Annotated in this window: 19 protein-coding genes; 10 read left to right on the top strand and 9 right to left on the bottom strand. The window is 55.8% G+C overall.

Annotated features, from left to right (window positions below; genetic code table 11):
- Positions 1-56 precede the first annotated feature (56 nt).
- On the bottom strand, positions 57-881 hold the full coding sequence (locus tag A6013_RS12775) for an AraC family transcriptional regulator (RefSeq protein WP_047366988.1): 825 nt from the start codon (positions 879-881) through the stop codon (positions 57-59).
- Positions 882-961: 80 nt separating this feature from the next.
- Entirely contained in the window at positions 962-1,810 is an 849-nt protein-coding gene (locus A6013_RS12770) for an SDR family oxidoreductase (protein WP_069733189.1), read from the bottom strand.
- Between the two features lie 84 nt (positions 1,811-1,894).
- Here A6013_RS12770 and A6013_RS12765 point away from each other — a divergent pair, with 84 nt between their 5' ends.
- Entirely contained in the window at positions 1,895-2,281 is a 387-nt protein-coding gene (locus tag A6013_RS12765) for a helix-turn-helix domain-containing protein (RefSeq protein ID WP_028015279.1), read from the top strand.
- Between the two features lie 40 nt (positions 2,282-2,321).
- Here the strand turns inward: A6013_RS12765 and A6013_RS12760 are convergent, their stop codons facing one another.
- Entirely contained in the window at positions 2,322-4,265 is a 1,944-nt protein-coding gene (locus tag A6013_RS12760) for a bifunctional 2',3'-cyclic-nucleotide 2'-phosphodiesterase/3'-nucleotidase (RefSeq protein WP_047366991.1), read from the bottom strand.
- Positions 4,266-4,455: 190 nt separating this feature from the next.
- Between A6013_RS12760 and cysQ the strand changes: the two genes are divergently transcribed.
- A complete protein-coding gene (gene cysQ / locus A6013_RS12755; protein ID WP_028015281.1) occupies positions 4,456-5,196 on the top strand; it encodes a 3'(2'),5'-bisphosphate nucleotidase CysQ in 741 nt (246 codons plus the stop codon).
- On the opposite strand, the gene A6013_RS12750 is transcribed toward cysQ, so the two are convergent.
- Positions 5,190-5,747 carry a YtfJ family protein gene (locus A6013_RS12750; RefSeq protein WP_028015282.1) on the bottom strand — a complete coding sequence of 186 codons (558 nt, stop codon included), beginning with the start codon at positions 5,745-5,747 and terminating at the stop codon, positions 5,190-5,192. The genes cysQ and A6013_RS12750 overlap by 7 nt on opposite strands.
- Positions 5,748-6,071: 324 nt before the next feature.
- Between A6013_RS12750 and A6013_RS12745 the strand changes: the two genes are divergently transcribed.
- The gene (locus tag A6013_RS12745) at positions 6,072-6,278 is read left to right on the top strand and encodes a DUF1107 domain-containing protein (RefSeq protein ID WP_008501430.1); all 207 of its coding nucleotides are present in this window, start codon (positions 6,072-6,074) and stop codon (positions 6,276-6,278) included.
- 75 nt (positions 6,279-6,353) lie between these two features.
- Here the strand turns inward: A6013_RS12745 and A6013_RS12740 are convergent, their stop codons facing one another.
- Both A6013_RS12740 and msrA read right to left on the bottom strand, forming a co-directional pair.
- On the bottom strand, positions 6,354-7,691 hold the full coding sequence (locus tag A6013_RS12740; protein WP_028015283.1) for a hemolysin family protein: 1,338 nt from the start codon (positions 7,689-7,691) through the stop codon (positions 6,354-6,356).
- Between the two features lie 211 nt (positions 7,692-7,902).
- Positions 7,903-8,544: a peptide-methionine (S)-S-oxide reductase MsrA gene (gene msrA, locus A6013_RS12735; protein WP_028015284.1), complete on the bottom strand. Its 642-nt coding sequence runs from the start codon at positions 8,542-8,544 to the stop codon at positions 7,903-7,905.
- 223 nt (positions 8,545-8,767) lie between these two features.
- On the opposite strand from msrA, the gene tamA reads away from it, so the two are divergent.
- Genes tamA through A6013_RS12720 form a run of 3 tightly spaced genes read left to right on the top strand, consistent with a single transcriptional unit; the run spans position 8,768 to position 14,621 of the window.
- Positions 8,768-10,501, top strand: coding sequence for an autotransporter assembly complex protein TamA (gene tamA, locus A6013_RS12730; protein ID WP_045259622.1), 1,734 nt, complete (start codon positions 8,768-8,770; stop codon positions 10,499-10,501).
- Entirely contained in the window at positions 10,498-14,274 is a 3,777-nt protein-coding gene (tamB, locus tag A6013_RS12725; protein ID WP_069733188.1) for an autotransporter assembly complex protein TamB, read from the top strand. Before tamA ends, tamB begins: the two co-directional genes overlap by 4 nt.
- Positions 14,275-14,276: 2 nt before the next feature.
- Positions 14,277-14,621, top strand: coding sequence for a gamma-glutamylcyclotransferase (locus tag A6013_RS12720; RefSeq protein WP_008501424.1), 345 nt, complete (start codon positions 14,277-14,279; stop codon positions 14,619-14,621).
- Between the two features lie 314 nt (positions 14,622-14,935).
- On the opposite strand, the gene A6013_RS12710 is transcribed toward A6013_RS12720, so the two are convergent.
- From A6013_RS12710 to ppa, 3 genes are all read right to left on the bottom strand, one after another.
- Positions 14,936-15,406: a hypothetical protein gene (locus A6013_RS12710; RefSeq protein ID WP_047366994.1), complete on the bottom strand. Its 471-nt coding sequence runs from the start codon at positions 15,404-15,406 to the stop codon at positions 14,936-14,938.
- On the bottom strand, positions 15,403-15,987 hold the full coding sequence (locus A6013_RS12705; protein ID WP_028015288.1) for a hypothetical protein: 585 nt from the start codon (positions 15,985-15,987) through the stop codon (positions 15,403-15,405). Before A6013_RS12705 ends, A6013_RS12710 begins: the two co-directional genes overlap by 4 nt.
- A 219-nt stretch (positions 15,988-16,206) precedes the next feature.
- Positions 16,207-16,737, bottom strand: coding sequence for an inorganic diphosphatase (ppa, locus tag A6013_RS12700; RefSeq protein WP_041911466.1), 531 nt, complete (start codon positions 16,735-16,737; stop codon positions 16,207-16,209).
- Between the two features lie 309 nt (positions 16,738-17,046).
- Here ppa and ytfQ point away from each other — a divergent pair, with 309 nt between their 5' ends.
- From ytfQ to yjfF, 4 genes are all read left to right on the top strand, one after another.
- Entirely contained in the window at positions 17,047-18,003 is a 957-nt protein-coding gene (gene ytfQ, locus A6013_RS12695) for a galactofuranose ABC transporter substrate-binding protein YtfQ (protein ID WP_021240696.1), read from the top strand.
- Between the two features lie 65 nt (positions 18,004-18,068).
- Complete coding sequence (gene ytfR / locus A6013_RS12690; protein WP_069733215.1) at positions 18,069-19,571, top strand: galactofuranose ABC transporter, ATP-binding protein YtfR; 1,503 nt, start codon at positions 18,069-18,071, stop codon at positions 19,569-19,571.
- A gap of 10 nt (positions 19,572-19,581) precedes the next feature.
- Positions 19,582-20,607, top strand: a complete 1,026-nt coding sequence (gene ytfT, locus A6013_RS12685; RefSeq protein WP_162196517.1) for a galactofuranose ABC transporter, ATP-binding protein YtfT — start codon at positions 19,582-19,584, stop codon at positions 20,605-20,607.
- A complete protein-coding gene (yjfF, locus tag A6013_RS12680; protein ID WP_021240694.1) occupies positions 20,594-21,595 on the top strand; it encodes a galactofuranose ABC transporter, permease protein YjfF in 1,002 nt (333 codons plus the stop codon). The genes ytfT and yjfF overlap by 14 nt, the downstream gene beginning before the upstream one ends.
- The last annotated feature ends 14 nt before the right edge of the window (positions 21,596-21,609 follow it).

Here is a 21,609-nt window from a genome sequence, read left to right as displayed (position 1 = left end):
TACTCTGCACTCAGTCTAGAAGGGGGAAACGCGCGCGTATTGTATGAGATTGCGCATTAGCGCCGGGTGACCTGTTTCTGGTAGCGCACGGGCGTAATGCCGTAGCGGCGGGTGAAGGCGCGGGTTAAATGCGACTGGTCGGTCAGCCCCGTTGCGGCGGCGACTTCGGCGGCGGGCATACCGTGGGTGAGAAACGCCTTGGCGCGCCACAGGCGGATGGCCATTAACATCTGGTGCGGCGTAACGTGAAAATGGGCTTTGAACTGGCGCTGGAAATGGTACGGGCTGAGCGAGACAACGTTCGCCAGTTCGTCCAGCGTCAGGGCGTGCATATAGTTGTCGTGCAAATACTCGCGCACGCGCTCGAAACGGTGTGCGCCTTCCTGAACCACCGGCGCGTGATGGGCTAGCGGCTGAAAGGTCTCGATCAGATCCAGCAATAAGCCTTTTTGCGCCAGCGGATCGTCCGTATGCCACAGGCCGTAAATTAGCCTGCCGATCTGCTGAGAGCGCTGCGGGTCGTAACGGGTTACGTCGCTGAACCACCAGTGGCGCAGGCCGGTTACCTCTTCCAGAAGATCGGGTTCGATGTAGACCATCCGGTAGCGCCAGCCGTCTTCGGTCGCGGACTCCCCGGTATGGATCTCGTCCGGGTTCATGGTAACAACGGATTTTTCAGGTGCGAGATGCTGGGTGCCGCGATAGCGAAAGCGTTCGGCGCCGGTTTCGATGGTGCCGATGCCGAAGGCTTCATGGGTGTGGGGCTCAAAGGCGTAGTCAGAGATATGCGCGTGATAGAGTTCAAGGCCCGGCAGCTGCGCCAGATGGCGAAAGCGTGCGCTGTCTCTCTCATCAATAAACTGTTCCGGTACGCCTTGCACGGTGAGCCTCCTCTGGGTCATCGCTTCATTATCAGAGATGACCCGAGGGGATGCCACAAAAAATAACCAATCCGTAACAATTACAGAATGGCTTTGACGCTCTCCGCCAGCGGTGTGGTCGGGCGGCCAATCAGCTTGCTCAGGGTACGGCTGTCGTCAAACAGGCCGCCTTTGGACGCGCCCACGTCGGAGTCCGCCAGCATATCCGCCAGCCCGGCGGGTAAACCCACGCTCTTCAATGCGGCTGCAAAGTCCGCTTCGCTCAGGTTTTGATACGCCACAGGTTTACCGCTCTGCTTGCTCAGTTCCGCCGCCAGCTCGCTCAATGTCCAGCCGTGGTCGCCTGCCAGTTCGTATACCTTGCCCGCATGACCCTCTTCAGCGATCACTTTGGCGGCCGCCGCGGCGTAGTCTGCACGCGTCGCGGAGGCAATTTTGCCTTCGCCTGCGGCACCAATGAATACGCCGTGTTCCAGCGCAGGCGGCGCGCTCGCCAGGTAGTTTTCGGTGTACCAGCCGTTGCGCAGCAGGGCATAAGGAATGCCGGACGCCGCCAGCGCTTTTTCAGTGGCGACATGTTCAACGTGCAGACCCAGCGGTGATTTATCCGCGTGCAGCAGGCTGGTGTAGGCGATAAATTTCACGCCTGCCGCTTTGGCGGCGTTGATAACGTTATGGTGCTGGGTCGCGCGCTGGCCCACTTCGCTGGAGGAGATGAGCAGCAGCTTTTCCACGCCGCTCAGCGCGGCAGTAAAGGCGGCCTTATCGGTGTAATCCGCCTGACGAACCACAATACCCTGATTGCTTAACGCTTCAGCTTTCGCCGGGTTACGAACAATGGCAACAATCTGGTTTGCTGGAACGGTTTTCAGCAGTTCTTCAATAACGTGCTGGCCAAGCTGGCCGGTAGCGCCGGTAATCGCGATCATGATAAATCTCCTTCGTGTTTGTCTGGTGTTGTGGCACACTATCACCATAGCTAACTTTTAGTAAGTACGTACAAAAAGGTAAGTATGAAAAAAACGATCCCAACGCTCAGCGAGCAAATGCGCGATGGCAATCTCTTCGCGGAACAGTGCCCCTCACGGGAGGTGCTTAAACACGTTACCAGCCGCTGGGGCGTGCTGATCCTGCTGGCTCTGCGCGGAGGAACGCACCGTTTTAGCGAGCTGCGCCATAAAATGGGCGGGGTGAGCGAAAAGATGCTGTCCCAGTCGCTTCAGGCGCTGGAGCAGGACGGGTTTGTCGATCGCGTGTCGTATCCGGTCGTGCCGCCGCACGTCGAGTATAGCCTGACACCGATGGGCATCGAGGTGAGCGAGAAAGTCGCCGCGCTGGCGGACTGGATTGAAGTCAATACGCCGAAGGTGATGGCGAATCGGGATGAGCGTGCGGCGTAAAAGCCGGGTGGCGGTTTCGCCTTACCCGGCACAATCACCGCTACCTGCTTAAATCCACCTGATAAATCGCGAACCCGATATCATCCGTCGCAACCTTCTTCATCGGATACTGCGCCTTATCCTTAATAAACGCGGCTGCTTTATCGGACGGTGACGTTTCAAAGCGGATATCCAGTTTCGCATCGCTGTGGATTGGCGCAAGACGCCAGTTGTTATCCACCGCCGGGTGAATTTCGCCCGCCTTCTTCGACTCCGCGCCGATCCACGCCGCCAGCACCGAGCGGTTCTCGTCCGGCGAGGCAAAGGCGATGTGGCTATCTCCCGTACCGGCAAACTTACCGCCGTAGGCACGGTAGTTATTGGTTACCACCAGGAAGGTGGCATTCGGGTCGATCGCCTTGCCGTTGAACGTCAGGTTTTTGATGCGTTCGGCCTGCGGGTTAATCGCCTGGCACTCGCCGTCATATTTCGCCGGCTGGGTGACGTCAATCTGGTAATTTACGCCGTCGATCACGTCGAAGTTGTAGGTGCGGAAGCCGTCCCAGTTAATCAGCGGCTGTGGTTTACTGCTCTTCGGGTCGATCTGGTTAAACTGCCCGGCGGAGCACTCCAGCCACTCCTTCACCTCTTTCCCCGTGGCTTTAACCACCACCAGGGTATTCGGGTAGAGATAGAGATCGGCGGCGTTACGGAAGGTGAGCTGGCCTTTTTCGACCTCAACATAGCTTGCCGGGTCGTTCTTGCGTCCGCCCACTTTGAATGGCGCAGCGGCAGACAGCACCGGCAGTTTTGCCAGATCCGGATCGCCCTGAACAAAGTGTTCGGCATAAGCTTTCTGGGCCATGTTGACTACCTGAACGGTCGGATCGTCCTGCACCAGCGCCAGGAAGCTGTACATGTTGTCGGCGGATTTGCCGATCGGCTTGCTGACGAATTCGCGGGTGGCGTCGTGGTCGTGCTTCAGCACGTCGACCAGCTTTTTATCTTCCGCGGCCAGGGATTTTTTAGCCGCCGCGTCGTAAATCGGGCGCGCTTCGGCTTTTGACTGCGTCACCTTCCAGCTGCCGCTGTCGTTATTTAGCACCAGATCCACCACGCCAAGGTGGTCGCCCCACATGCCCGGCATCACCGACGGCACGCCGTTGAGCGTCCCTTTCTCGATATCCGCCCCTTTAATGCTGGCAAAATCTTTGCCCGGGAAAACGGCGTGAGCGTGGCCGAACAGGATCGCGTCAACGCCCGGGACTTCGCTCAGATAGTAAACGGAGTTCTCCGCCATGGCCTGATACGGATCGGCGGAGAGACCCGAGTGGGCGACAATCACCACCAGATCTGCGCCTTTCGCGCGCATTTCCGGCACGTACTTGCGCGCGGTTTCGGTAATGTCATTAACGGTCACTTTGCCGTCGAGGTTGGCTTTATCCCAGGTCATGATCTGCGGCGGTACGAAGCCGATATAGCCGATTTTCAGCGTCTGCTTTTTACCGTCCCGATCGACAACTTCACTCTCTTTAATCAGGTAAGGGGTAAAGAGCGGCTTTTGCGTCTTAACGTCGATGATATTGGCGTTAACGTACGGGAACTTCGCGCCGGCCAGCGCATCGTGCAGGTATTTCAGGCCGTAGTTGAATTCGTGGTTGCCCAGGTTGCCGACGGCATAGTCCAGCGTGTTCATCGCTTTATAAACCGGATGGATCTCGCCTTTCTTCAGACCTTTCGCCGCCATGTAATCGCCAAGCGGGCTGCCCTGAATGAGATCGCCGTTGTCCACCAGCACGCTATTTTTGACTTCACCCCGCGCGGCGTTGATCAAACTTGCTGTACGTACCAGTCCGAATTTTTCCGTAGGGGTATCTTTGTAGTAATCGAAGTCCATCATATTGCTGTGCAGATCGGTCGTTTCCAGAATACGCAGATCTACCGTCGCCGCCTGCACGCTCGCTGCAATCAGCGTCGCCAGAAGCGTTGCACTAAACTTAATCATCAGAGGAGTCCTTTTTTCGATCCGTTCCACAAAAGAGTATGTATCTATCGTTTGTTGCTTACAGAAATGTGAATCCTGACAGAAAAAAGCGACCTGAAACCGGAATTGCTTCACAGATAGCGGAATTGTTCACATTACGATATAACTAAAACAAAGAGTTAACCTCACTGCGTTAACAAAGAGGTGGAAAATGCTAGATAAGATTTGTCAGCTCGCACGGGATGCGGGAGATGCCATCATGCAGGTGTATGACGGTGTAAAACCGATGGAGGTCGTCAGCAAGGCGGACGACTCCCCGGTCACGGCGGCCGATATCGCGGCGCATAAGGTGATCCTGCAAGGTCTGCAGGCCTTAACGCCGGATATCCCCGTTCTGTCTGAAGAAGCGCCGCAAAGCTGGGACGAGCGCCAGCACTGGCAGCGCTACTGGCTGGTCGATCCGCTGGACGGTACAAAAGAGTTCATCAAGCGCAACGGTGAGTTCACCGTCAATATTGCCCTGATTGAGAAGGGTAAAGCGGTGCTCGGCGTGGTCTACGCGCCGGTAATGAAGGTGATGTATAGCGCTGCAGAAGGGAAGGCCTGGAAGGAGGAGTGCGGCGTACGCAAGCAGATCCAGGTGCGCGATGCCCGTCCACCGCTGGTGGTGATTAGCCGCTCGCACAGCGACAGCGAGCTGGAGGAATACCTGCAACAGCTGGGTGAACACCAGACCACCTCGATTGGCTCGTCGCTGAAATTCTGCCTGGTGGCGGAAGGTCAGGCGCAGCTCTATCCGCGCTTTGGGCCAACCAACGTCTGGGATACCGCGGCAGGCCATGCCGTTGCCGCGGCCGCCGGGGCGCATGTCCATGACTGGCAGGGCAAGCCGCTGGACTATACCCCGCGCGAATCATTCCTCAACCCCGGCTTCCGCGTCTCTCTTTACTGAGCCAGCAGTTTGTGCAGCAGGGCGACAACCTGCTGCACCTCTTCCTGAGTTAACGCGCCGTCTTTCACCCACTGCACGCGGCCGTCCTTATCCAGCACGACAATCGCGGAGCTCTCTTCCTCAAGCTGCCAGGCCTTACGCGTCACGCCGTTGCTGTCGACGATAAACTGCGACCACGGGTAGAGCTTTTTATTGCTCTCAAGGCTTGAGCGCACAAACATCCCGGAGCCAGGAATGGCATCATCGGTGTTCACAATCGTGGTGGTCTGGTAGCGGTCATGAGGGAATTTTGCGGCCTTGATCGCCTCCACCAGGCTGGCATTTTTTTCTTTTGCGGATGTACGACCGGCAATATGTTGTACAACTCTCACTTTGCCCGCGAGCTGCGCGCTATTCCAGGCTTTATAGCTAAACTTATCATTGTCGAGAATCAATTCTCCCCGGTCAGCAATGCCGACTGGCGGTACACGTTGTCCTTTTTCAATGCTGTGAGCGGAAGCCCACAGGGGCAGCAGCAGGCAGGCTGCCGCAAGGATGTTACGTAGGGTCATGGCGTTTCCTTATTGTTTGCAGGTGATCCGACCACTTGGTCATACGCTTTTAATCATAAGTGCGATCAATGTGGTTTTCCCGCAATCCCAGTGCCAGTTTGCGGGTGAACGCACATATCCATGAAAAAACGACGGCTTATACTGCTCTCTATCACGCTTTGCAAAGATTATTCTGAATAATTGTAATCAAACGGTAAATAAACTTATGCACACTGGGTAACACCGTAGTTCTGGTCTATAGTCATTGGGCATCAAAATTTGCGCTCAGGACAGTCGGGCCGATTGTGGCACCGCAAGAGCGTATGATTCGCAGGAGATACAAGAATGAAAATTTTCCAACGCTACAACCCGCTTCAGGTGGCGAAGTACGTGAAGATCCTGTTCCGTGGACGGTTGTACATCAAGGATGTTGGCGCTTTTGAGTTTGATAAGGGCAAGATCCTTGTCCCAAAAGTGAAGGACAAACAGCACCTGTCTGTGATGTCCGAAGTCAACCGTCAGGTTATGCGTCTGCAAACTGAGATGGCTTAACCAACGTGCTATGCAGTAGGTAGTTAAAAAGACGGCTCCCGATGGGAGCCGTTGATGTTTGTGGGGGCAGGAACGTTACGCCGACACCTTCTCTTCCGCGTCCGGCAGCTTCGGCACCAGTACGGTCGGCTTATTGTCAATACGCGTCACCAGCAGCTGGTCGATGCGATAGTTATCAATATCCACCACCTCAAACTTGTAGCCGGAGAACTTCACCGAGTCGGTGCGTTTCGGGATTTTACGCAGCATAAACATCATAAAGCCGCCGATGGTTTCGTAGTTACCGGACTGCGGGAACTCGTCGATATCCAGCACGCGCATGACGTCTTCAATCGGCGTACCGCCGTCGATCAGCCATGAATTATCGTCACGCTGAACAATCTGCTCTTCCAGTCCCTGGCCAACCAGGTCTCCCATCAGCGTGGTCATCACGTCGTTCAGCGTGATGATACCCACAACCAGCGCGTATTCATTCATGATCACCGCGAAGTCTTCCCCGGCGGTTTTGAAACTTTCCAGCGCTTCGGAGAGCGTCAGGGTGTCCGGCACAATCAGGGTATTGCGGATCTGCACGCCGCTGTTGAGCGCCAGGCTCTGGTTTGCCAGCACGCGGTTCAGCAGGTCTTTGGAGTCGACGTAACCGATGATGTGGTCGATATCTTCATTACAGACCAGGAACTTGGAGTGAGGATGCTGCGCTACTTTGTTCTTCAGGCTCTGCTCATCTTCATGTAAATCGAACCAGATAATGTTTTCGCGGCCCGTCATGGAAGAGGGCACGGTACGGGATTCCAGTTCAAATACGTTCTCAATCAGCTCGTGTTCCTGCTTACGCAGCACTCCGGCCAGCGCGCCGGCTTCCACCACCGCATAAATGTCGTCAGAGGTGATGTCGTCTTTACGCACCATTGGCAGCTTAAAGATGCGGAAAATCACGTTCGCCAGGCCGTTGAAGAACCACACCAGCGGACGAAACACGTACAGACAGAAGCGCATCGGGTTGATGATACGCAAAGCTACAGCTTCTGGCGCAATCATACCGATGCGTTTCGGGGTCAGGTCTGCAAAGAGGATGAACAGGCCGGTTACCAGCGAGAAGGAGAGAATAAAGCTCAGCTGTTCGGCAAGCTCAGCGGACATGTATTTGACAAAGAGGCTATAAAACGCTGGAGAAAAGGCCGCATCGCCCACGATACCACCGAGAATGGCGACCGCGTTAAGGCCAATCTGCACCACGGTGAAGAACATGCCGGGGTTTTCCTGCATTTTCAGGATGCGGGTGGCATTGATGTTGCCCTCGTCGGCAAGCAGCTTCAGTTTGATTTTACGGGACGCGGCCAGCGAGATCTCAGATATCGAGAAAAATGCACTGACGGCAATAAGACAAAGTATTACTAAAATACTGTTTAACATAGTTTATCCGGCTTCTCGCCAGATCCTCAGAAGGGGAGTTGATACCATTTGTGTGAAAACACGTAGAACGTCAGCTCGTAGCGTTGAGCCGATTATTTCAGCGGTAGTATAGCGTAAAGAGATGTAAATCTGCCAGAGGTCACATTTTTGGCATAAAACAGACCGGACAGCGTGCGCTGTCCGGTACGGGTGACGATTTAACGGTTAATAATCAGGCCAGCTGTGGCGGCAGGCAGACGCCGATGCCCCCGATGCCGCAGTAGCCGTACGGGTTTTTGTGCAGATACTGCTGATGATCGTCCTCGGCATAGTAGAACGGCTTCGCGGTGGCGATTTCCGTGGTCACCTCGCGCGTATCGCCTGCTTCACGCATGGCCTGCTGGAACCGCTCAAGGCTGGCGCGCGCGGCGGCGTCCTGCTCAGGCGTGAGCGGATAAATGGCCGAGCGATACTGTGTGCCGTGGTCGTTGCCCTGACGCATGCCCTGCGCCGGGTCGTGGTTTTCCCAGAAGACCTGCAGGAGCTGTTCGTAGCTGATGACCGTCGGGTCATATACCACGCGGACCGCTTCCGCATGACCGGTTTCGCCGGAGCAGACTTCGCGGTAGGTTGGATTCGGCGTATAACCGCCCGTGTAGCCGGCCGCGGTGCTGTAAACGCCGGGCAGCTGCCAGAAGAGGCGCTCAACGCCCCAGAAGCAGCCCATGGCGAACAGGGCGATTTCCATTCCATCAGGAACGTTGGTCATTGAATGGTTATTGACGGCGTGTAAGGTCGCCACAGGCATAGGGGTGTTGCGTCCCGGTAATGCATCAGCTTGTGAAACCAGATGCTTCTTGTCGAATAAACTCACGATGGGGCCTCCCGGGGTGCGATGTTTCGGTTAAGGTTGTCACGAAGCGTTTAATTGAACACAATAAATGCGCTGAATGAGACTAGATTTAATCATAAGAAATATTTGGGTGTTACACCCGTTTTCAACCCACGATTTGGGTTTTTGGCTTCCAGGCCGTATTTTGCCGCACGGCGGCGCTTCATTTGCTTCCAGGGTGGAAAAGGGATATTCAGGAGAAAACGTGACAAAAATCCGCCAGTTATGTTTAGTCAGTGTATTGCTGACAAGCGGGGTTGCCAGCGCGGCGAATGTCCGTTTGCAGGTTGAGGGGTTATCCGGGACGCTGGAAAAAAACGTGCGTGCGCAGCTGTCGACCATCCAGAGCGATGAGGTGACGCCGGACCGGCGTTTTCGCGCGCGCGTGGATGACGCGATCCGTGAAGGGCTAAAAGCGCTGGGGTATTACGAACCCACCATTGATTTCGATCTCCGCCCGCCGCCAAAGAAGGGGCGTCAGGTGCTTATTGCCCGCGTCTCGCCGGGCGAGCCGGTGCTGATTGGCGGCACGAACGTCATCCTGCGCGGCGGCGCGCGTACCGACCGCGACTACCTGGACCTGCTCAGCACGCGGCCGAAAATCGGCACCGTGCTCAACCACGGTGACTACGACCACTTCAAAAAAGAGCTGACGAGTGTCTCCCTGCGCAAGGGCTACTTCGACAGCCAGTTCAATAAAAGCCAGCTGGGCATCGCGCTGGAGCGACGTCAGGCCTTCTGGGATATTGACTACGACAGCGGCGAACGCTACCGCTTTGGCGATGTAACGTTTGAAGGTTCGCAAATTCGTGAAGAGTATCTGCAAAACCTCGTGCCGTTTAAAAAAGGCGATTACTACCAGTCGAGCGATCTGGCGGAGCTGAACCGTCGCCTCTCCGCTACCGGCTGGTTTAACTCCGTGGTTGTCGCACCGGAATTTGATAAGTCTCGCAAAACCAAGGTGTTGCCGCTGCATGGCGTTGTCTCGCCGCGCACCGAGAACACCATTGAGACCGGTGTTGGCTACTCGACAGACGTCGGTCCGCGCGTGAAGACCTCCTGGAAAAAGCCGTGGATGAACTCCTACGGCCACAGCCTGACCACCAGCGCCAGCATTTCCGCACCGGAACAGCAGCTTGATTTCAGCTATAAAATTCCGCTGCTGAAAAACCCGCTTGAGCAATATTACCTGGTGCAGGGCGGCTTTAAGCGTACCGATTTGAACGATACCGAGCAGGACTCGACAACGCTTGCGGTTTCACGCTTCTGGGATCTCTCCAGCGGCTGGCAGCGCGCCATTAACCTGCGCTGGAGCCTTGATCACTTTACCCAGGCAAACGTCACCAACACCACTATGCTGCTTTATCCGGGCGTGATGATCAGCCGCACCCGTTCGCGCGGCGGCCTGATGCCAACCTGGGGTGATTCACAGCGTTACTCTATCGACTACTCCAATACGATGTGGGGCTCTGACGTCGACTTCACGGTGGTGCAGGCGCAAAACGTCTGGATCCGCACGCTGTATGACAAACACCGCTTTGTGATGCGCGGCAATCTCGGCTGGATTGAGACGGGTGATTTCGAGCGCGTTCCGCCGGACCTGCGCTTCTTCGCCGGGGGCGACCGCAGCATTCGCGGGTATAAGTACAAATCGATCTCACCTGAAAACGAAAAAGGCCAGCTGACCGGGGCATCCAAACTGGCGACCGGATCGCTGGAGTATCAGTACAACGTCAGCGGCAAGTGGTGGGGCGCCATGTTTGTTGACGGCGGTGAAGCGGTGAACGATATCCGCCGCAGCGACTTTAAAACCGGTGCAGGCGTGGGCGTACGCTGGCAATCACCCGTCGGGCCCATCAAGCTCGATTTCGCCGTGCCGGTGGGCGACAAAGATGAACACGGATTACAGTTTTACATCGGTCTGGGGCCTGAATTATGAGTTTATGGAAGAAAATAAGCCTCGGGGTGCTGATTTTTATCGTGCTGCTGCTCGGTACGGTGGCGTTTCTGGTGGGAACGACGACCGGGCTGCATCTGCTGTTTAACGCCGCGAACCGTTGGGTGCCGGGGCTGGAAATTGGTCAGGTAACGGGCGGCTGGCGAGACCTGCGTCTGAAGAACATCCGCTACGAGCAGCCGGGCGTGGCGGTCAACGCCGGGGAATTCCATCTCGCGGTGAAGCTGGGCTGCCTGCGGGACAGCAAGCTCTGCGTGAACGATCTGTCGCTAAAAGACGTCAACGTGGCGATAGACTCAAAGAAAATGCCGAAGTCTGCGCCGGTTGAGGAAGAGGACAGCGGCCCGCTGAATCTCTCCACGCCGTACCCGATTGCGCTCTATCGGGTGGCGCTCGATAACGTCAATATCAAAATCGACGACACCACCGTTTCGGTGATGGATTTCACCTCCGGCCTGCGCTGGCAGGAGAAAAACCTCACCCTGACGCCAACCTCGCTGCAAGGGTTGCTGATCGCGCTGCCGAAAGTGGCGGACGTGGCGCAGGAAGAGATCGTCGAACCGAAGATCCAGAACCCGCAGCCGGAAGAGAAGCCGCTGGGCGAAACGCTGAAAGAACTCTTCTCGAAGCCTGTCCTGCCTGAAATGACCGACGTGCATCTGCCACTGAACCTCAACATTGAGGAGTTCAAAGGCGAGCAGCTGCGCCTGACCGGCGACACCGATCTGACGGTCTTTAACATGCTGCTGAAAGTCAGCAGCATTGACGGCAACATGAAGCTCGACGCGCTGGATATCGATACCAACCAGGGCTCGGTGAACGCGTCAGGCAACGCCCTGCTGCGCGACAGCTGGCCGGTGGATATCACCCTCAATAGCGCCCTGAATATCGACCCGCTGAAGGGCGAAAAAGTGAAGGTTAAAGTGGGCGGGGCGCTGCGCGAGAAGCTGGATATCGGGGTGAATCTCTCCGGCCCGGTAGACATGGCCCTGCGCGCGCAAACCCAGCTGGCGGAAGCTGGGCTGCCGCTCAATCTGGAGGTTGTCAGCAAGCAGCTTTACTGGCCGTTTACCGGCGAAAAACAGTATCAGGCCGACGATCTGAAGCTGAAGCTGAGCGGCAAGATGACCGACTACACGCTCTCGTTCCGCACTGCGGTGAAGGGGCAGGGCGTGCCGCCCGCGACCATCACGCTGGATGCAAAAGGCAACGAACAGCAGGTTAACCTCGACAAGCTGACCGTCGCGGCGCTGGAAGGCAAAACGGAACTGACCGCGCTGCTCGACTGGCAGCAGGCGATCAGCTGGCGCGGCGAGCTGAAGCTGACGGGAATTAACACCGCCAAAGAGGTGCCGGACTGGCCGTCGAAGCTGGACGGGCTGATCAAAACCCGCGGCAGCCTCTACGGCGGCACGTGGCAGATGGACGTGCCGGAAATCAAGCTCACCGGGAACGTGAAGCAGAACAAGGTGAATGTTGAAGGCTCGGTGAAGGGCAACAGCTACCTGCAGTGGATTATCCCGGGACTGCACGTGGCGCTGGGCCGCAACACGGCGGATATCAAAGGCGAGCTGGGGGTAAAAGATCTCAATCTTGACGCCACCATCGACGCGCCGAATCTGGATAACGCCCTGCCGGGTCTGGGCGGTACGGCGAAAGGACTCCTGAAAGTGCGCGGCACCGTGGACGCGCCGCAGCTGCTGGCAGATATCACCGCCAACAATCTGCGCTGGCAGGAGCTGAGCATTGCCCGCGTCCGCGTGGAAGGGGATGTGAAATCCACCGATCAGATCGGCGGCAACCTGAACCTGCGCGTGGAGCGCATTTCCCAGCCGGACGTGAACATTAGCCTGGTGACTCTGGACGCCAAAGGGAACGAGAAGCAGCACGACCTCCAGCTGCGCGTGCAGGGCGAGCCCGTCTCCGGCCAGCTTCACCTGACCGGCAGCTTCGACCGGAAGGAAACGCGCTGGAAAGGAACGCTGGACAACACCCGCTTCAACACCCCGGTGGGGCCGCTGGCGCTGTCGCGCTCCATTGCGCTGGACTACCGCAACGCCGAGCAGAAGATCAGCATCGGGCCTCACTGCTGGACCAACCCGAACGCGGAGCTGTGCGTGCCGCAGACCATTGATGCGGGGGCGGAAGGGCGCGCGCAGATCAACCTGAACCGCTTCGATCTGGCGATGCTGAAACCGTTTATGCCGGACACCACGCAGGCCAGCGGCGTCTTCAGCGGGAAAGCCGATGTCGCCTGGGATACCACCAAAGAGGGGCTGCCGCAGGGCAGCGTCACGCTTTCCGGGCGCAACGTGAAGGTAACGCAGGAGGTGAACGACGCGCCGCTGCCGGTGGCCTTCGACACCCTGAATGTGAGTGCAGACCTGCATAACAACCGTGCGGAGCTGGGGTGGCTTATCCGTCTGACCAACAACGGCCAGATGGACGGGCAGATACAGATTACCGATCCGCAGGGGCGGCGCAATCTGGGCGGCAACGTCAATATTCGTAACTTCAACCTGGCGATGGTCAACCCGATCTTCGCCCGCGGGGAAAAAGCCGAGGGCATGGTGAATGCCAACCTGCGTCTGGCAGGCAACGCGCAAAGCCCTCAGCTGTTCGGTCAGCTGCGGCTCAGCGGTGTGGATATCGACGGTAACTTCATGCCGTTTGATATGCAGCCCAGCCAGATTGCGATGAACTTCAACGGCATGAGCTCGACGCTGAACGGCTCGGTATTAACTCAGCAGGGGCAAATCAACCTGAGCGGCGACGCGGACTGGAGCCAGCTCGACAACTGGCGCGCCCGTATTGCCGCGAAAGGCAGTAAGGTGCGCATCACCGTACCGCCAATGGTGCGCCTGGACGTCTCGCCGGACGTGGTCTTTGAGGCGACGCCAAGCCTCTTCACCCTGGATGGTCGCGTGGACGTGCCGTGGGCGCGCATCGTGGTTCACGAGGTGCCGGAAAGCGCGGTCGGCGTCTCCAGTGATGAAGTTATGCTCAATGAAAATCTGAAACCTGCCGAAGAGAAGAGCGCTGGTATACCGATTAATAGTAACCTTATCGTGCACGTGGGAAATAACGTGCGGTTGGATGCGTTTGGGCTGAAGGCGAGGCTCACGGGCGACCTGAAAGTGGCGCAGGATAAACAAGGGCTTGGCCTCAATGGGCAGATCAATATTCCTGAAGGGCGTTTCCATGCCTATGGTCAGGATCTGATTGTCCGTAAAGGCGAGCTGCTGTTCTCCGGCCCACCGGATCAACCGCTGTTGAACATCGAAGCGATTCGTAACCCGGAAGCGACGGAAAACGACGTCATTGCTGGCGTACGCGTCACCGGCTCTGCCGACGAACCGAAGGCGGAGATCTTCTCCGACCCGGCGATGTCGCAGCAGGAAGCCCTCTCTTATCTGCTGCGCGGACAAGGTCTGGACAGCGGACAAAGCGACAGTGCGGCGATGACCTCAATGTTGGTCGGTCTGGGGGTTGCACAAAGTGGGCAGGTTGTGGGTAAAATCGGCGAGACGTTCGGCGTAAGCAATCTGGCGCTGGACACCCAGGGCGTGGGTGACTCCTCGCAGGTGGTGGTCAGCGGCTATGTACTGCCGGGTCTGCAGGTAAAATATGGTGTGGGGATCTTTGACTCACTGGCAACACTCACGTTACGCTATCGCCTGATGCCTAAGCTATATCTGGAAGCAGTGTCCGGCGTAGACCAGGCACTTGATCTGCTCTATCAGTTTGAGTTTTAGCAATGCGAATATTTGTCTACGGCAGTTTACGAACCAGGCAAGGCAACAGTCACTGGATGACCAATGCCCAGCTACTGGGGAATTACAATATCGAGAACTACCAGTTGTACAGCCTGGGCCACTATCCAGGCGCGGTTCCCGGCGAAGGAACAGTACAGGGTGAAGTTTATCGTATTGATAATGCTACACTTGCCGAACTTGATGCCTTGCGCACCAGGGGCGGTGAATACGCTCGCCAGTTGATCCAGACACCGTACGGAAGCGCGTGGATGTATGTCTACCAGCGTCCGGTCGACGGGTTAACGCGGATTGTAAGCGGTAACTGGTTAGACAGAGACCAGTACTGAAAAACGACAACGCCACCGTGAGGTGGCGTTGTTTTTTTCACTTTCAATTCTCTTCTGTATCCCTGCGTCGGGTTAAAAAAAGAGGAACGAACAGCATGATGTATGGGGCAATAAGCCATAAAAAACACAAGGCGCGTGAACGGCCATAGTAGTTTATGCACCGCGTATTGCTTGATATGACGGGCAGGAAAAACAGTAAAAACAGCAAAATCGCATAATCGCTTCGATAAGGGATCCATAAGTAAAACAAAAACCAGGCAAGTTGGAATGTCAGGATGCAGAGATACTGCCATTTGCTGTCTTTGCCGTAACAGTCAAACGCCTTTATGTAGCCCATCTTTATGCTTTGAAGAAAGAAACTTAGCATGTATAACGCTCACGATCGCGACGGTCAGAAGCGTGCTCGTCAGCAACGCTCCTAAAAAATAGCTGTGGGTGATATCAGTAGCACCCGAGCTTAAAGTATGTAATTTACTATATCCTCTATCTACTGCAACAAAAAGCGTATATAGCCCGATGTTAATACAGAACTGAAGCAGACAAGAAGTGACAATATTCGCTGGAATTCTTTTTAATAGAGTGAGTAACGTATAAATAATACTTGCTGAAAGAGCGAAGTAAAGCCCGTTAAATAAACTGGATAGTAAGGAGCTGTTTATTTCGCTGAATATTAAATTATCGCTTCCATAATACCATGCCAGATATTGAGTATACGTACTTCTGCCAAAGATAAAGGAGGCAATAATAATGACGAGTAGACTTACGATATGGATTTTCTTACTCATAATTTTGCTCCCTTAGAAAGCAGTTCCTTCATCGTTTTACTGGCCTCCAGCTGATCTTTGATTATGGCAAGGTCACGATTGTTGTGATTATATTTTGCAATAGCGGTTGGCGTTCCTTTACCACCATTGTCCATAAAGAAGACAATATCCTTACGACCATAAAGAAGGACCTGTGGGATGGGATCACGCCCATAGCTCACCGCCTGAGGAAGGGAGTGAATAGACTCTGTCGTGAGGAAGCGAGGAATATTTTCATGCTCAATATTGCCTAAAGGTGTAGTGGCTACAAGAGAGCCGATAAAATCAGTCGTATACACTAACGTATCTGTATCTTTGGTCGTTACTTTCGAGCCCGTAAGATATTTTATCTGTTGCCAAAGTGTAATATCTTTTGGGGTAACCTTAACACCATCCATAAACATATCTTGCTTGCGTTTTAGCTGAATGACAGTGCGGTGTACCTGTGTCAAAGAGGGGCTGATTTCCCCAACGGAAGGCATAAGTCCATCGCGGGAATATAGCCTTTCAATAATAAAGTAAATTCCAGTTGGGCGGGCAACATCAATGTTAATGGATGACACATGAATCCTGTAATCAATGGGGATTAATGCTCATTATGACAGTATGTGATTAATTGACAGCCTATTCAACCACTCCCACCATAAATGAGAGGGTGTCTTTGTTGTATTAACATGAAAGCCAAATGGAATGGGATTTATCTTAAAAGCTAATGTATGCTGCTTTTAACAAAGATAAAAAAAGCCCCAGTATGCGGGGCTTTCATCAATCGACAGTAAGAATTACTTCTTAGCAGCGCGTTCGAAGGAGGCGATGATTTCTGCTTTCGCCGCTTCTGCGTTGTCCCAGCCGTCAACCTTAACCCATTTACCTTTTTCGAGGTCTTTGTAGTGCTCGAAGAAGTGGGCGATCTGCGCTTTCAGCAGCTCTGGCAGGTCATTCACATCTTTAATGTGATCGTACTCTTTGCTCAGCTTGGTGTGCGGTACCGCAACCAGCTTCGCATCTTCACCCGCTTCGTCAGTCATCTTCAGCACGCCAACAGGACGGCAGCGAATGACGGAGCCTGGCTGCAGTGGGTATGGCGTTGGAACCAGCACGTCAACCGGGTCACCGTCCAGAGACAGGGTGTGGTTGATGTAGCCGTAGTTGCACGGATAGAACATGGCGGTAGACATGAAACGGTCAACGAACAGCGCACCGGTGTCTTTGTCGATTTCGTATTTGATTGGATCTGCATTGGCCGGGATTTCAATAACAACGTAGATGTCTTCTGGCAGTTCTTTACCCGCTGGGACGTTGAGTAAGCTCATGTCGGTGTCCTTTAAAATGGATGGTAAACAAGTGGCAGGTATTATAGCCAACTCACGCTGAATGTCTCCGCCTCTTTTCGCTTTCTCTCCCCGCAAGACCCACTTTTCAGACCGTTTCCATGACAGGAAAATCCATAAACACAGCCGCATTTTTAATGGTGAAATGAAAGCGATTACAAACTTGTGATTAACATTTTATTCACTTTCCTGAAGTGTGATGTAACGCAATTCGTTACATATTTCATTGGCTATAGTCATTTCGCAGAACATCTTTTAACCAACAATAAACACCCCTACGAGGACGCTCATATGTGGAAGCGCTTACTTCTTGTCACAGCAGTTTCGGCAGCCATGTCGTCTATGGCGATGGCCGCTCCCTTAACCGTAGGTTTTTCGCAAGTTGGCTCTGAATCCGGCTGGCGTGCGGCGGAAACCAACGTTGCGAAAAGCGAGGCTCAGAAACGCGGCATTACCCTGAAAATCGCCGATGGTCAGCAAAAGCAGGAAAACCAGATCAAAGCCGTGCGCTCGTTTATCGCCCAGGGCGTGGATGCCATCTTTATTGCGCCAGTGGTGGCGACCGGCTGGGAACCGGTTCTGAAGGAAGCGAAAGACGCTGAAATTCCGGTCTTCCTGCTCGACCGTTCCATCGATGTTAAAGACAAATCTCTCTATATGACCACCGTCACCGCGAATAACGTGCTTGAAGGGCAGTTAATTGGCGACTGGCTGATTAAACAGGTCGACGGCAAGCCGTGTAACGTCGTTGAACTGCAGGGCACCGTCGGCGCGAGCGTGGCCATCGACCGTAAGAAAGGGTTTGCTGAGGCTATTGCCAAAGCGCCAAACATCAAGATTATCCGCTCCCAGTCCGGCGACTTTACCCGCAGTAAGGGTAAAGAGGTTATGGAGAGCTTTATCAAGGCTGAAAACAACGGCAAGAATATCTGTATGGTTTACGCCCACAACGATGACATGGCGATCGGTGCGATTCAGGCGATTAAAGAAGCGGGCCTGAAGCCGGGCAAAGATATCCTCACCGGCTCTATCGACGGCGTGCCGGACATCTACAAAGCGATGATCGACGGTGAAGCCAATGCCAGCGTCGAGCTGACGCCGAACATGGCGGGCCCGGCATTCGACGCGCTGGAGAAATTCAAGAAAGACGGAACGATGCCTGAGAAGGTGACCGTCACCAAGTCCACGCTCTACCTGCCTGATACAGCGAAAGAAGAGTTAGAGAAGAAGAAAAATATGGGCTACTGATCCAGTGAAATTGCCGGGTGGCGCTGCGCTTACCCGGCCTACGGGAACGTGCCGGGGACATGAATATGAAAACTGAACAACACCAGGAAATCCTCCGCACAGAGGGCTTGAGTAAATTCTTCCCCGGCGTAAAGGCGCTGGATAGCGTTGATTTCAGCCTGCGGCGCGGTGAGATCATGGCGCTGCTGGGCGAGAACGGCGCGGGAAAATCGACGCTGATTAAATCGCTGACCGGCGTTTATTACGCCGATCGCGGCACCATCTGGCTGGAAGGCAACGCCATTTCGCCAAAAAATACCGCCCACGCCCAGCAGCTGGGGATCGGGACGGTTTACCAGGAAGTGAACCTGCTGCCGAATATGTCGGTGGCGGACAACCTGTTTATTGGCCGCGAGCCACGCCGCTTTGGCCTGCTGCGCCGCAAAGAGATGGAGGCGCGCGCCACGAAGCTGATGGAGTCCTACGGCTTCTCCCTCGACGTTCGTGAGCCGCTGAACCGCTTTTCCGTGGCGATGCAGCAGATCGTCGCCATCTGTCGCGCGATCGATCTCTCTGCGAAGGTGCTGATCCTCGATGAACCCACCGCCAGCCTCGATACCCAGGAAGTGGAGATGCTCTTCACCCTGATGCGCCAGCTGCGCGATCAGGGCGTGAGCCTGATCTTCGTCACGCACTTTCTCGATCAGGTGTATGAGGTGAGCGACCGCATTACGGTGCTGCGCAACGGCAGCTTTGTCGGCTGCCGCGAAACCCGCGAGCTGCCGCAGATCGAGCTGGTGAAAATGATGCTGGGCCGCGAGCTGGAAACCAACGCGCTCCAGCGCGCGGGCCGCACGTTGCTGAGCGAAAAACCGGTTGCCGCGTTCAGCGATTACGGCAAGAAAGGCGTGATATCGCCGTTTAACCTTGAGGTGCGTCCCGGCGAAATTGTCGGGCTGGCGGGCCTGCTAGGCTCGGGCCGAACCGAAACCGCCGAGGTGATCTTCGGGATCAAGCCTGCCGACAGCGGCACCGCGCTGATCAAGGGCAAACCGCAAACCCTGCGATCGCCGCATCAGGCCTCCTGTCTGGGCGTTGGCTTCTGCCCGGAAGACCGGAAAACGGACGGCATCATTGCCGCCGCCTCGGTGCGGGAAAATATCATCCTGGCCCTGCAGGCCCAGCGCGGCTGGCTACGCCCGATCCCTCGTAAAGAGCAAAACGCCATCGCCGAGCGCTTTATTCGCCAGCTCGGCATCCGCACCCCGAGTGCGGAACAGCCGATTGAATTTCTCTCCGGCGGTAACCAGCAGAAGGTGCTGCTCTCCCGCTGGCTACTGACCAAACCGCAGTTCCTGATCCTTGACGAGCCGACGCGCGGTATCGACGTGGGCGCGCACGCCGAAATTATCCGGCTTATCGAAACGCTCTGTGCGGACGGGCTGGCCCTGCTGGTTATCTCATCCGAGCTGGAGGAGCTGGTGGGCTATGCCGATCGCGTCATCATTATGCGCGATCGCAAACAGGTGGCAGAGATCCCGCTGGATAAACTGTCCGTTCCGGCAATCATGAATGCCATCGCGGCGTAAGGAGTGAATCGTGATGTCCCGTTCGCTTTCGCAAACCGGTGAGTCAAAGCGCCGCTTTAGCTGGCCAACCGGCACGCCGCAAATTGCAGCGCTGCTGGTGGTGCTGCTGGTAGATAGCCTTGTCGCACCGCATTTCTTCCAGATTATTGTTCAGGATGGCCGCCTGTTTGGCAGCCCGATCGATATTTTAAACCGCGCCGCGCCCGTGGCGCTGCTGGCGATTGGGATGACGCTGGTGATCGCCACCGGCGGAATAGATCTCTCCGTCGGCGCGGTGATGGCTATCGCCGGGGCCACGGCAGCCTCAATGACCGTGGCCGGTCACAGCCTGCCGGTGGTACTGCTGGCGGCCTTAGGCACCGGCGTGCTGGCCGGACTATGGAACGGCATTCTGGTGGCGGTGCTGAAAATTCAGCCCTTTGTCGCTACGCTGATCCTGATGGTGGCCGGGCGCGGGGTCGCACAGCTGATCACCTCGGGGCAGATTGTTACCTTCAACTCTCCGAGCCTGGCATGGCTTGGCAGCGGCAACCTTCTGTTCTTCCCGACGCCAGTGATTATTGCCCTGGTCACGCTTGTTGTCTTTTGGCTCTTCACCCGCAAAACGGCACTCGGCATGTTTATTGAGGCGGTGGGGATCAACATTCGCGCCGCGCGCAACGCCGGGGTCAACACCCGCCTGATGGTGATGCTGACCTACGTGCTGAGCGGCGTCTGCGCCGCCATTGCTGGTGTCATCGTCGCCGCCGATATTCGCGGGGCCGATGCCAATAACGCCGGGCTCTGGCTGGAGCTGGATGCGATCCTCGCGGTGGTGATCGGCGGCGGGTCGCTGATGGGCGGGCGCTTTAACCTGCTGCTCTCGGTGATCGGCGCGCTGATCATTCAGGGCATGAACACCGGGATCCTGCTCTCGGGATTCCAGCCGGAACTCAACCAGGTGGTAAAGGCGGTAGTTGTACTCTGCGTGCTGATCGTCCAGTCGCCGCGCTTTGTCAGCATCATTAAGGGGATCCGTGGCCATGATAAAACGTAATTTACCGTTAATGATCACGCTGGGCGTGTTTGTGCTGGGGTATCTCTACTGCCTCACGCAGTTCCCCGGTTTTGCCTCAACGCGCGTGATCTGCAACATTCTGACGGACAACGCCTTTTTAGGCATTATCGCCGTCGGCATGACCTTTGTGATCCTCTCCGGCGGGATCGATCTCTCAGTTGGCTCGGTGATCGCGTTCACGGGGGTATTCCTTGCGAAGGCGATCGGCTTTTGGGGCATCTCGCCGCTGGTGGCATTTCCGCTGGTGCTGGTGATGGGCTGCGCGTTTGGCGCCTTTATGGGGCTGCTGATCGACGCGCTGAAAATTCCGGCCTTTATCATCACGCTGGCCGGGATGTTTTTCCTGCGCGGCGTAAGTTATCTGGTTTCTGAGGAGTCGATTCCGATTAACCATCCGGTGTATGACACGCTCTCCAGCCTGGCGTGGAAAATTCCCGGCGGCGGGCGTTTAAGTGCGATGGGGCTGCTGATGCTGGGCGTGGTGGTGATTGGTATTTTCCTTGCCCACCGCACCCGGTTCGGCAATCAGGTATACGCCATTGGCGGCAACGCCACGTCGGCCAACCTGATGGGGATCTCAACCCGCAGCACCACCATCCGCATCTATATGCTTTCGACCGGCCTGGCAACGCTGGCGGGTATTGTCTTCTCGGTGTATACCCAGGCGGGCTATGCCCTTGCAGGCGTCGGCGTGGAACTGGATGCGATTGCCTCGGTGGTTATCGGCGGCACGCTGCTCAGCGGCGGGGTAGGGACGGTGCTGGGGACGCTGTTCGGCGTCGCGATTCAGGGGCTGATACAAACCTATATCAACTTTGACGGCACGCTCAGCTCGTGGTGGACGAAGATCGCCATCGGCATTCTGCTGTTTATTTTTATTGCCCTGCAGCGGGGGCTGACGGTGCTCTGGGAGAACCGTCAAAGCTCGCCTGTTACCCGCGTAAACACATCGGTAACAGAGCGATAACACACTGAATTTGC

The organism is Enterobacter sp. IF2SW-B1 (genome assembly GCF_001743375.1).
Taxonomy (GTDB): Bacteria; Pseudomonadota; Gammaproteobacteria; order Enterobacterales; family Enterobacteriaceae; genus Enterobacter; species Enterobacter bugandensis.
The sequence above is the reverse complement of the archived record's forward strand: the minus strand, read 5'-3'. Positions and strand labels throughout refer to the sequence as shown.